Raw genomic sequence first — 11,706 nt, forward strand, 5'->3', positions numbered from 1 at the left:
GCGGCGCCCGGGCGCGGGTGCGCCACTACTCTGTGGGGCGTGCCCGACGATCACGACGTGCAGGAGATCCTCGACATCGGTGGCGACGCCGTCCTGGAGCGGCTGGCTGCGATGGCCGACCACGGGATGGTGCTGGACATCACGCTCTTCGCCGGGGGCCAGGTCGTCTCCGGGACCCTCATCGGCCGCGACCGCTGGCTGCAGCAGTTCAGCGAGCGCGCCGCCCGGGGGGGCGCGGGAGGCAGGCAGGTCGCGGAGGACGTGCAGCGCCTCCTGCAGGCCCTGGAGAGCAGGCGCCCCGCCGGGGAGCCGCCGCACCGCGACTTCCTGCACCTGGCCGGTGCGCAGATCGACGGCACCCAGCGCATCGCCGAGGGGCTGCTGTGGCGGGGCCGCATCAGCGAGGTCGCGGGCTGGTCGCTCGGCTCGCTCTGAGCCGCCCGGGGGCCGCACCGCGACCCCCGGGTCGAGCGGGTGGTGGACGAGCCGGCCTGTAAGCCGGATCCTGTGCCCCGCGGCGGGTCTGACGACCCGCTGCGGGCGGCGGTCATCCCTCTCGGACGCGCGTTGCCGCGCGCCTCCAGCGACCTACCCGGCAGCTCGGGCGGGCCGCCCTCGAACGCTGCCTGTCTGGTCTTGCTCCGGGTGGGGTTTGCCGAGCCGCACCGGTCACCCGGTGCGCTGGTGGTCTCTTGCACCACCGTTTCACCCTTACCGCCCCGGCTCGCGCCGGGGAGGCGGTCTGCTTTCTGTGGCACTGTCCCGCGGGTCACCCCGGGTGGGCGTTACCCACCACCCTGCCCTGTGGAGTCCGGACTTTCCTCGGCGGCCCGGTCTCCCGGGCCGACGCGACCGCCCGGCCGACTCGTCCACGACCAGCGTAGCGCCCCTAAGCTGCCCCCTCGTGCTCGTGCTGCTGCCCCCGTCGGAGTCGAAGTGGGCGGGGCCGGCGCGCGGCGCTCCCGTGCGGCTGGAGGCGCTGTCCTCACCGGAGCTGACGGCGGCGCGCGAGCGGGTCCTGGACGCCCTGGTGGAGGTCTCCGCCCGGCCCGACGCGCCGTCGGTGCTGGGCGCGGGAGCGAGCCTGGTGGACGTGGTGCGCGCCAACACGACGCTGCGCACCCGGCCGGCGGCACCGGCGGCGCGCGTCTACACCGGTGTCCTGTTCGACGCCCTGGACCTGCCGTCGCTGCCGGCGGCCGCCGCGCGGCGGGTCCTGGTGGTCTCGGCGCTGTGGGGGCTGCTCGGCCCGCGGGACCGGGTGCCCGGCTACCGGCTGTCCATGGGCACCGACCTGCCCGGGATCGGGCCGCTGGCGGCGTTCTGGCGCCCGCACCTGGGCGCGGTGCTGCAGCCGGCCGGCGTGGTGGTGGACTGCCGCTCGGCCGCGTACGCCGCCGCGTGGGTGCCCGACGCGGCGACGGCCGCGCGCACGGTGGCGGTGCGGGTGCTGCGCGACGGGAAGGTCGTCTCGCACGCCGCCAAGCACACCCGCGGCCTGCTGGCCCGGCACCTGCTGACGCGCCCGGGCCGCCCGCCACGCACTCCGGCTGCGCTGCTCGACGCCACCACCGAGGCGTTCGGGGCGAAGCTGCTGGAACCGGCGCGGCGCGGGGCCACGTGGACCCTGGAGGTCGAAGCCCCGTGACGCGTGGGGCTGCCGTGACCGGTGTGACACCCGGGCGTCACCTGTTCGACACCCGGGGGCGGTGGAGTGGCCCCATGCAGCTTCCCCCCACCTCCGGGCGCCGCGGCCGCACCCGCACGGCCGCCGCCCTCAGCGCCACCGGTCTGCTGGTCGGCCTGGGCGCCACCACGGGCGCCGGCGCCGCCGCCGCGGCCCCCGTCCCGCCCTCCATCACCCTGGTGTCCATGACGGACGTGCACGGCCACGTCCTGGACTGGGACTACTTCGCGGGCGCTCCCTACGCCGAGGGGCAGGGCCTGGGCCTGGCGCGCGTGTCCACGGCCGTGGACCGGGTGCGCGCCGAGCGCGGCGCCGACTCCACCCTCGTCGTCGACAACGGCGACGCCGTCCAGGGCACCCCGCTGACCTACTACTACGCCCGCCAGGAGCCGGTGACCACCACCGGCGTCGAGCACCCGATGGCCCAGGCGTACGACGCCATCGGCATCGACGCCCAGGTCGTCGGCAACCACGAGTTCAACTACGGCCTGGACACCCTGGCGAAGTACCGCCTCGACCTGGACGCGCCGCTGCTGGGCGCCAACGTGATCGACGAGCGCACCGGCACGCCGTACCTGCGGCCGTGGGTGCTGCGGGACGTGAAGCCCACCGGCGGCGGCAAGGCGGTGAAGGTCGGCATCCTCGGCCTGACCACCCCCGGCTCGGCCGTCTGGGACAAGCAGAACGTCGAGGGGCAGCTCACCTTCGAGGACGTGGTCGCCACCGCGCAGCGGGAGGTGCCGCGGATGAAGGCCGCCGGTGCCGACCTGGTCGTCGTCCTGTCGCACTCCGGCCGCTCCGGGGAGTCCTCCTACAGCGAGGAGGACCTGCCGGCGGAGAACGTCAGCGACCGCGTCGCCGCCGAGGTGGCCGGTGTGGACGTCGTCGTGGCCGGCCACAGCCACCAGGACCTCCCCGAGGCGTGGGTGGACTCCACCGCCACCCCCGGCAAGCGCGTGCTCGTGACCCAGCCGTACCGCTGGGGCGCCTCGGTGACCGTCAGCCAGCTGGAGCTGCGCAAGGCGAAGGGCGAGTACTCCCTCGCCGGGGCCGACGTGCAGGAGGTCCGGGCCGCCGACGTGCCCGAGGACCCCGAGATCGTCGAGGTGATCGCCGACGAGCACCGCAGGACCGTCGACTACGTCGACCAGGTCGTCGCCACCTCCACCGAGGAGCTGCCGGCCACCGCCTCGCGCTGGCGGGACACCCCGCTCATCGACTTCATCCAGCGGGTGCAGACCGACACGGTGCGCGAGGCGGTCGCCGGCACGCCCGACGCGGACCTGCCGGTGCTGTCCATCGCCGCGCCGTTCAGCCGCACCGCGGTGTTCCCGCAGGGCGAGGTCACCGTCAAGGACGTCGCCGGGCTGTACGTGTACGACAACACGCTGCAGGCCGTGCGGATGACGGGTGCGCAGGTGCGCGACTACCTGGAGAAGGCCGCCGAGTACTACGCCAGCGTCCCGCCGGGGAACCCGGCGGACCCGGAGTCCCTGGCCACCGGGGAGGTCCCGGACTACAACCTCGACCAGCTCGCGGGCGTGGAGTACGAGCTGGACCTCTCCCGGCCGGCCGGCTCGCGCGTGGCGTCCCTCACGCTGGACGGCGCGCCCGTCACGGACGAGCAGGAGTTCGTGGTCGCGGTGAACAACTACCGGCGCTCCGGCGGCGGCGGCTTCCCGCACATCGCCGAAGCACCCGTCGTCTACGACGAGCAGGTGGAGATCCGCCAGCTGCTCATCGACCACGCGCAGCAGACCGGCACGATCGACCCGGCCGACTTCGCGGTGGAGAACTGGTGGCTCACCTCCGGCGGCGAGCGCCTGTTCGACTGAGGGACCGCACGCGCGCGGGGCCCCGGGCTCGACCGGGGCCCCGCGCCTCGCGGATCAGGGGTGACGGCTCCGCGGTCACGTCGGGGTCGTGACGTCCCCCCTGTGGTGATCTTGCACGGTTGAGAGCTCGACCTCGCAAGACCACCACACGAGGCCGGGGTCGACGCCCTGCCCGCTGCCGGCCTGAACGCACGGGAGCACCGCCGTCTCGACGCGATCCGTGCGCGATCACGCCAGTGCGCCGCAGCCGCGCTCCGCAGGACGGGGCCTACACGCGGTTGACGGCCAGGACCTCGCTGGTGCCGTCGTCGTGCAGGCGCAGCAGCGTGCGCGAGGCGGGGTCCACGTGGATGCGGCGCTGCACGTGCGACCCGCACCCCAGGCACTCGCGCAGCAGCGCCCGCAGCGGGTCGCCGTGGGTGACCAGCACCACGCGCTGACCGGCCCAGCGGGTGCGCAGCGCGGCCGCCGCCCGCTGCACGCGGCGCTCCACCGCGACCAGCGGTTCCCCACCGGGTGGCGCGACGGCCGGGTCGGTGGACCAGGCGGCGAACTCCGCCGGCCAGCGGCGCGCCACCTCCGCGGCGGTGAAGCCGTCCCAGTCGCCGAAGTCGGTCTCGTCCCACTGCGGGTCCACCAGCACCTGCGCACCGGTGCGCTCGGCGATGGCCTCGGCGGTCTGGCGGGAGCGGCGCATCGTGGAGGTGATGACGACACCGGCGCCGCGCACCTCGGCGCACTCCGCGGCCCGGCGGGCCTCCGCACGGCCCGCCTCGGACAGTTCCGGGTCCTCGCCGTAGCGGCCGGACAGGCGCCGCTGCTCGGTCAGCGGCGTGGAGGCGTGCCGCACGAGCACCAGGTCCAGCGGCTGCCCACCGCCGCCCGCGGCCGCCGCCGAGGGGGACGCCGCCGGAGCGGTGGCGGTGGTGGGGGCCGTCGTGGGAGGCGTGGTGCTGCGCTGCCACTGCCGCCCGGCGGCCGCGGCGTCCATCGCCTCGTTCGCCAGCCGGTCCGCGTGGGAGTTCTGCGCGCGCGGGATCCAGCCGTAGTCGACCTGCCCGGCGGGCAGCACCGCGCGGGCCTCCTGCGCCAGGCGGCGCATGTCGGCGTGCTTGACCTGCCACCGCCCGGACATCTGCTCCACGACGAGCTTGGAGTCCATGCGGACCTCCACGCTCGCGCCCGGGTCGAGCTCGGCGGCGGCGCGCAGCCCCGCGAGGAGCCCGCGGTACTCCGCGACGTTGTTGGTGGCCCGGCCGATGGACTCGGCGACCTCCGCGAGCACCTCACCGGTCGCGGCGTCCTTGACGACCGCCCCGTACCCCGCCGGTCCGGGGTTGCCGCGGGAGCCCCCGTCGGCCTCGACGCGCAGGCGGCGAGCGCCGCTCACAGCCCCGACTCGCCGGTGCGCACGAGGATGCGCCCGCACTCCTCGCAGAAGACGACGTCGTCGGCGGCGGCGGAGCGCACCGCCGCCAGGTCGGAGGCGTTCAGCTCCAGCCGGCACCCCTCGCAGCGGCGGCCCTGCAGCAGCGCCGCACCCACGCCGCCGCGGGGGGCGCGCGTCTGCTCGTACAGCTCGACGAGCGCGGGCTCGATCCCCGAGGAGATGGCCTGGCGGCGGGCCAGCACGGCGCGCTCCTCGGTGGCGACCTCCTCCAGCACCGCGTCGCGGCGGCGGGTGACGTCCTCGATCTGCTCGGTCAGCTCGCCGTCGGTGGTGGTCAGCTCGGCGGCGGCGAACTGCGCCTGCTCCAGCTTCTCCATGGCCTCCAGCTCGGTCTCCTCCAGGACGCCCTGGCGGCGGGCCAGGGACTCCAGCTCGTGCTGCAGGCCCTGCAGGTCCTTGGCGCTGCCGACGCCGGCGTTCAGCCGGGCGGTGTTGCGGGCGGCCCGCTCGCGCACCTGGGTGACGTCCGCCTCCGCCTTGGCCACGGCGCGCTCGCCGTCGCTGACGAGGGTGCGGGCGGCCACGAGGACGTCGCCGACGCGGCGGCGCTCGGCGAGCAGCGAGTCCAGCTCCGCCTGCTCGGGGACGCTCGCGCGCCGGTGCGCCAGCTGCGCCAGCCGGATGTCGACGGCCTGCAGGTCCAGCAGCTTCTGCTGGTCGATCGCCGGGGCCTTGGGCATCCGCCGGTCACTCTCCTCGACTGGGCACGCGCAGCGCCCAGGGGTCGGTGCGCGTGGTGGACACGTGGGCGTCCACGGTACGGCCGCGCGCGGCGAGCGCCGTCACCAGGCGGTCGGCGCACCCGGCCAGCCAGGGCCACTCGCTGGCCCAGTGGGCCACGTCCACCAGGTGCGGGGTCCCCGCGGCGCCGGACCCCGCACCGAACCCCGCGCTCTCGCGGGCCTCGGAGGCCGGGTGGTGGCGCAGGTCGGCGGTGACGTACACGTCGGCGCCGCTGGCGCGCACCTGCGCGAACAGGCTGTCGCCGGAGCCGCCGCACACGGCGACGCGCTGCACGAGGGCGTCCAGGTCACCGGCCACCCGCACGCCCTGCTCGGTGGCGGGGAGGGCCTGCGCGACGCGGTCGGCGAAGTCCGCGAGCCGCTCGGGCGCCGGCAGCGTGCCGACGCGGCCGATGCCGAGCTCGGGGCGGCCCGGTTCGGCGGCCAGCGGCTCCAGCGGCACGAGGCCGTCCAGGTCGAGGACCCGGGCCAGGGCGTCGGAGACGCCGGGGGCGGCGGCGTCGGCGTTGGTGTGCGCGACGTACAGGGCGCAGCCGGCCTCCACGAGCCGGTGCACCACGCGCCCCTTGGCGGTGGTGGCCGCCACCGACGACACCGGGCGCAGCAGCAGGGGGTGGTGCACCAGCAGCAGGTCGGCGTCGGCGTCCAGGGCCTCGTCGACGACGGCCTCGACCGGGTCGACGGCCAGCAGCACGCGGCGCACCGTGCGGGTGGGGTCCCCGCAGACGAGGCCGACGGCGTCCCACGGCTGCGCCCAGCGCTCGGGGTGCAGCTCCTGGAGGACCTCGAGCACCTCCCCCAGCGCCGGGGCGGCCGGCGGCGGCTCGGGAGCCGTCCCCGGGGTCGGTGCGGAGTGCGGTGCGGGGGTCGGCTCGGGCACGGGCGCACCCTAGCGGCGGGTGGGCCCGGCCGGGTTCGAACCGACGACGGCCGCGGTGTAAGCGCGGTGCTCTACCAGCTGAGCTACGGGCCCGCACCGGCGCGCGGGCGCCGGGAGCGCCCACGGTAGTGCCTCGGGGAGCGCGTCAGCGGGAGGCGGCCAGCACCTCCAGCGCCTGGCAGTGGGCCGAGTGCGGGCGGGGCGCGCGCCCGTCGCCGTGCAGGTCCCACAGCACGCGGCCGTCCCGCACGAGCAGGGACAGGCGCTCGCTGACGCCGAGCTCCTCGTCGAAGGCGCCCACGGCGCGCGAGACCGCGCCGTGGGGCCAGAAGTCGGACAGCAGCGGGAAGGGGTAGCGGCGGTCCTCGCCCCACGCCCGCAGCGCGGGCACGGGGTCGCAGGACAGCGCCGCGAGCTGCACGCCGGCGTCGTCGAAGCGGTCCACGTCGCCGGCCAGCGCCCCGAGCTCGGCGGTGCAGTGGGTGGAGAACGCGGCGGGCACCAGGACGATCAGCGCCGGCCCCTCCGACCACAGCTCCGACAGCCGCAGCGGTTCGCCGTGCTGGTCCCGCACCACCGCCCCGGGCACGGGGAAGGCCGCGGGCATCGCGGCGCCCGGGCCGGGCGCGCTCAGCGGCGGCCGCTCTTCGGCGTCGTCATGCGGGTGCCGGCCCAGTTGGCGCTGGCGCTGACGCTGGAGGTGGCGTGCAGGCCCGCGGTGGGGGCGGCCTCGTCGATCTCGGCGGCGTTCACGTGCCCCGGGCGCCCCTTCTTGGGCGTCAGCAACCACACGACGCCCCCCTCGGCGAGGTTGGTGATGGCGTCCACGAGCGCGTCCACCAGGTCTCCGTCACCGTCCCGGTACCAGCACAGGACGACGTCGGCGACGTCGTCGGCTTCCTCGTCCAGCAGTTCGCTGCCGACGAGCTCCTCGACGGCGACCCGGAAGTCGTCGTCCACCTGCTCGTCCCACCCGAACTCCTGCACGAGCTGACCGGGCTTGAAGCCCAGCTTGGCCACTGCCGCCGTGTCGGCGGCAGGGTCCGCGGTCGCGCCCACGTGCTGTCCTGCCTTCCCTCTGCCCCGTCACCGGGGTTCGTCCGTGCTCCGTGACCTCCTAGTCCAGCCCACCGAACCCCCCGCGCGCAAGGTGACGGCCCGCACGGGGCGCTCGCGTGACCCCCGCGTGACCTCCGCGCGCGGTGCGGACCCGCCCCGGGCGTGGGACCCTGGCGCCCGTGGGACGGGTCACGACGCGCACGCGCACGCAGCGGCTGGACCTGCGCCCGGGGGGCACCTCCACCGCGCGGGTGGACACGCTGGCCGTGGAGGAGCCGCTGCAGATCGAGGTGGCCGGCGAGCAGCTGGCCGTGACGATGCGCACGCCCGGCGACGACGTGGACCTGGTCCTGGGGTTCCTGCACGCCGAGGGCCTGCTGGCCGGCGCCGGGGACGTGGTGGCGCTGCGGCACTGCACCGACCTCGGCGAGGACGGGCAGCCGACGTACAACGTGGCGCAGGTCACCCCGCGGGCCGGCAGCAGGCTGGCCGGCGAGCGCACCCCGCGCCCCTTCACCACGACGTCGGCGTGCGGGGTGTGCGGGTCGGCGAGCGTGGAGCAGGTGCTGGCGCGGGTGCCCGCCCCGCTGGCCGACGACGACGTGCGGGTGGACCCGGCGGTGCTGGAGGCGATGCCCGCGGCGCTGCGGGCGCACCAGTCGGCCTTCGAGCGCACCGGCGGCCTGCACGCCGCCGGGCTGTTCGACGCCTCGGGGCGGCTGCTGTGCCTGCGCGAGGACGTGGGGCGGCACAACGCCGTCGACAAGGTCGTGGGGTGGGCGCTGCGCACCGGTGCCCTGCCGCTGCGGGGGCACGTGCTGGTGGTCAGCGGGCGGGCCTCCTTCGAGCTGGTCCAGAAGGCGGCGATGGCCGGGGTGCCGGTGCTGGCGGCGGTCTCGGCGCCGTCCTCCCTGGCGGTCTCCCTCGCCCGCGAGGCGGGCATGACCCTGGTGGGCTTCCTGCGACCGCCCAGCGCGAACGTCTACGCCGGTTCGCACCGGCTGCGCCCCGGAGCCGAGCCCGGGGCCGCACCCGCGGGCACCGGGCGGGTCCCGGGTGCGGTGCTGGCCGCGGCGGCGGAATAGCCTGGGGACGCGCCCGCTGACCGCGGGCCGACGGACGACAGCGGGAGGACCACCACCGTGGCCAGACGCGACGATGCGGGGAACGGCCCCGCGGGGCTCGGCCCCATCCTCAACGGGCTGCCCAGCCAGCTGCCCGACATCGACCCCGAGGAGACCGGGGAGTGGCTCGCGTCCCTCGACGCGGTCGTCGGGGAGCGCGGCAAGAACCGCGCCCGCTACCTGATGCTGCAGCTGCTGCAGCGCGCGCGCGAGCAGCAGGTCGGGGTCCCCAGCCTCACGGCGACGGACTACATCAACACCATCGGCCCGGAGTCCGAGCCCTGGTTCCCCGGCGACGAGGAGGTCGAGCGCCGCTACCGGGCGTGGATCCGCTGGAACGCGGCCGTCATGGTGCACCGGGCGCAGCGGCCCGGGATCGGCGTCGGCGGGCACATCTCCACCTACGCCTCCTCCGCCACCCTCTACGAGGTCGGCTTCAACCACTTCTTCCGCGGCAAGGACCACGCCGGCGGCGGGGACCAGGTCTTCATCCAGGGCCACGCCTCCCCCGGGGTGTACGCCCGCGCCTTCCTCGAGGGCCGGCTGAGCACCGAGCAGCTGGACGGGTTCCGCCAGGAGGCCTCCGCGGCGCCGAACGGGCTGCCGTCGTACCCGCACCCGCGCCTCATGCCGGACTTCTGGGAGTTCCCGACCGTCTCGATGGGCCTGGGCCCGGCGAACGCGATCTACCAGGCGCAGTTCAACAAGTACCTGCACCACCGCGGCATCAAGGACACCTCCCAGCAGCACGTGTGGGCGTACCTGGGCGACGGCGAGATGGACGAGCCGGAGTCGCGCGGGCTGGCGCACGTGGCGGCCAACGACGAGCTGGACAACCTCACCTTCGTCGTCAACTGCAACCTGCAGCGCCTGGACGGGCCGGTGCGCGGCAACGGCAAGATCGTGCAGGAGCTGGAGGCGTTCTTCCGCGGCGCGGGCTGGAACGTCATCAAGGTGCTGTGGGGCCGGGAGTGGGACTCCCTGCTGGCCGCCGACGGCCAGGGCGCCCTGGTCAACCTCATGAACGCCACCCCGGACGGGGACTACCAGACGTTCAAGGCGGAGAACGGCGCCTACGTCCGCGAGAACTTCTTCGGCCGCGACGAGCGCACCGCCAAGCTCGTGGCGGGCATGAGCGACGACGAGATCTGGTCGCTCAAGCGCGGCGGCCACGACTACCGCAAGGTCTACGCGGCCTACCGGGCGGCGACCCAGCACACCGGGCAGCCCACGGTGATCCTCGCCAAGACCATCAAGGGGTACGGCCTGGGGCCGCACTTCGCGGGCCGCAACGCGACCCACCAGATGAAGAAGCTGACGCTGGAGGACCTCAAGCTCCTGCGCGACTCGCTGCGCATCCCGATCAGCGACGAGCAGCTGGAGAAGGACCCCTACCGCCCGCCGTACTACCACCCCGGCGACGGCGACGAGACGATCCAGTACCTGCGCAAGCGCCGCGCGGACCTGGGTGGCCCGGTGCCGCAGCGCCGCGTGCAGCACACCCCGATGCACCTGCCCGCCGACGACGCCTACAAGGTCGCGGCGCGGGGCTCGGGCAAGCAGGAGATCGCCACCACCATGGCGTTCGTCCGCCTGCTGAAGGACCTCATGCGCGACAAGGAGTTCGGCAAGCGCGTCGTGCCGATCATCCCCGACGAGGCCCGCACGTTCGGCATGGACTCGCTGTTCCCGACGATCAAGATCTACAACCCGCACGGGCAGAACTACACGTCGGTCGACCGCGAGCTGATGCTGGCGTACAAGGAGTCCGAGCAGGGGCAGATCCTGCACGTCGGCATCAACGAGGGCGGTTCCGCCTCGGCGTTCACCGCCGCCGGCTCCTCCTACGCCACCCACGGCGAGCCGATGCTGCCGATCTACATCTTCTACTCGATGTTCGGCTTCCAGCGCACCGGCGACAACCTGTGGGCGGCGGCCGACACGATGGCCCGCGGCTTCCTCATCGGCGCCACCGCCGGCCGCACGACGCTGGCGGGTGAGGGCCTGCAGCACGGTGACGGCCACTCGCTGCTGCTGGCCTCCACGAACCCGGCGGTCGTCTCCTACGACCCGGCGTACGCGTACGAGATCGGGCACATCGTCAAGGACGGCCTGCGCCGCATGTACGGCGAGGACCCCGAGAACGTCATCTACTACCTGACGGTCTACAACGAGCCGATGGTCCAGCCGGCCGAGCCCGCGGACGTGGACGTGGACGGCATCCTGCGCGGTCTGCACCGCGTCTCGGTGGGCGAGGGCGACGGGCCGCGCACCCAGCTGCTGGCCTCCGGCGTGGGGGTCCCGTGGGCCCTGGAGGCGCAGGCGCTGCTGAAGGAGGACTTCGGCGTCGCGGCGGACGTGTGGTCGGTGACGAGCTGGAACGAGCTGCGCCGCGACGGCCTGGCCTGCGACGAGCACGCCTTCCTCAACCCCGGCGACGACTCGCGCGTGCCGTACGTCACGCAGAAGCTGAAGGACGCCCCCGGCCCGGTGGTCGCGGTCAGCGACTGGATGCGCGCGGTGCCGGACCAGATCCGCCAGTGGGTGCCGGGCGAGTTCGTCTCGCTGGGCGCCGACGGGTTCGGCATCTCCGACACCCGCGCCGCCGCGCGGCGGTACTACCACATCGACGGCCCCTCGGTGGCGGTGCGCGCCCTGGAGGTGCTCGCCCACCGCGGCGAGGTCGACTGGCGCGCGCCCGGCCAGGCGATCGAGAAGTACCAGCTGCACGACGTGCGCGCCGGGCGCAGCGGCAGCGCCGGCGGGGAGAGCTGACCGCTCCCGGCACCCGGGCACGACGACGAGAGCCCCGGCCCGCGGGCGCGGGGGGGGGCGGTCGGGCGCTCGGCGGGCGCCGGCTGGACCCGCGCGGGGCGCGGTGGTGAGCGCTGGGCGGGGTCCGCCCGCGCGATGGCGTCCTACAGCTCC

The 11,706-nt window shown here is 75.2% G+C and carries 10 protein-coding genes, 1 tRNA gene and 1 other RNA gene; 5 read left to right on the forward strand and 7 right to left on the reverse strand.

The features are described from left to right. Positions 1-39: 39 nt before the first annotated feature. Positions 40-435: a hypothetical protein gene (locus tag ACRYR9_RS07695; protein WP_432491398.1), complete on the forward strand. Its 396-nt coding sequence runs from the start codon at positions 40-42 to the stop codon at positions 433-435. Between the two features lie 43 nt (positions 436-478). On the opposite strand, the gene rnpB is transcribed toward ACRYR9_RS07695, so the two are convergent. Next, an RNA gene (rnpB, locus tag ACRYR9_RS07700) (RNase P RNA component class A) lies at positions 479-868 on the reverse strand. A 36-nt stretch (positions 869-904) separates the two neighbouring features. Here rnpB and ACRYR9_RS07705 point away from each other — a divergent pair. Together ACRYR9_RS07705 and ACRYR9_RS07710 are read left to right on the forward strand one after the other, a co-directional pair. Then, entirely contained in the window at positions 905-1,648 is a 744-nt protein-coding gene (locus ACRYR9_RS07705) for a YaaA family protein (protein ID WP_432491400.1), read from the forward strand. A 74-nt stretch (positions 1,649-1,722) separates the two neighbouring features. Then, positions 1,723-3,522 (forward strand): bifunctional metallophosphatase/5'-nucleotidase, encoded by a 1,800-nt coding sequence (locus ACRYR9_RS07710; RefSeq protein ID WP_432491402.1) that lies wholly within the window; start codon positions 1,723-1,725, stop codon positions 3,520-3,522. 268 nt (positions 3,523-3,790) lie between these two features. On the opposite strand, the gene ACRYR9_RS07715 is transcribed toward ACRYR9_RS07710, so the two are convergent. The 6 genes from ACRYR9_RS07715 to ACRYR9_RS07740 form a co-directional block, all read right to left on the reverse strand. Further along, entirely contained in the window at positions 3,791-4,912 is a 1,122-nt protein-coding gene (locus tag ACRYR9_RS07715) for a bifunctional RNase H/acid phosphatase (RefSeq protein ID WP_432491404.1), read from the reverse strand. Beyond that, a complete protein-coding gene (locus tag ACRYR9_RS07720) occupies positions 4,909-5,652 on the reverse strand; it encodes a zinc ribbon domain-containing protein (protein ID WP_432491406.1) in 744 nt (247 codons plus the stop codon). Before ACRYR9_RS07720 ends, ACRYR9_RS07715 begins: the two co-directional genes overlap by 4 nt. Positions 5,653-5,659: 7 nt before the next feature. Further along, positions 5,660-6,595 (reverse strand): Nif3-like dinuclear metal center hexameric protein, encoded by a 936-nt coding sequence (locus ACRYR9_RS07725; RefSeq protein WP_432491408.1) that lies wholly within the window; start codon positions 6,593-6,595, stop codon positions 5,660-5,662. Between the two features lie 20 nt (positions 6,596-6,615). Beyond that, positions 6,616-6,688 (reverse strand) — tRNA-Val (locus ACRYR9_RS07730). A 52-nt stretch (positions 6,689-6,740) separates the two neighbouring features. Next, positions 6,741-7,202, reverse strand: a complete 462-nt coding sequence (locus ACRYR9_RS07735) for a redoxin domain-containing protein (RefSeq protein ID WP_432491410.1) — start codon at positions 7,200-7,202, stop codon at positions 6,741-6,743. A gap of 23 nt (positions 7,203-7,225) precedes the next feature. Then, the gene (locus ACRYR9_RS07740) at positions 7,226-7,654 is read right to left on the reverse strand and encodes a DUF3052 domain-containing protein (RefSeq protein WP_432491411.1); all 429 of its coding nucleotides are present in this window, start codon (positions 7,652-7,654) and stop codon (positions 7,226-7,228) included. 179 nt (positions 7,655-7,833) lie between these two features. Between ACRYR9_RS07740 and fdhD the strand changes: the two genes are divergently transcribed. Beyond that, complete coding sequence (fdhD, locus tag ACRYR9_RS07745; RefSeq protein WP_432491413.1) at positions 7,834-8,739, forward strand: formate dehydrogenase accessory sulfurtransferase FdhD; 906 nt, start codon at positions 7,834-7,836, stop codon at positions 8,737-8,739. Between the two features lie 57 nt (positions 8,740-8,796). Beyond that, positions 8,797-11,553, forward strand: coding sequence for a pyruvate dehydrogenase (acetyl-transferring), homodimeric type (gene aceE, locus ACRYR9_RS07750; protein ID WP_432491415.1), 2,757 nt, complete (start codon positions 8,797-8,799; stop codon positions 11,551-11,553). The last annotated feature ends 153 nt before the right edge of the window (positions 11,554-11,706 follow it).

Origin of the sequence: Kineococcus auxinigenes (assembly GCF_050871525.1) — a bacterium.
Lineage (GTDB): Bacteria > Actinomycetota > Actinomycetes > Actinomycetales > Kineococcaceae > Kineococcus.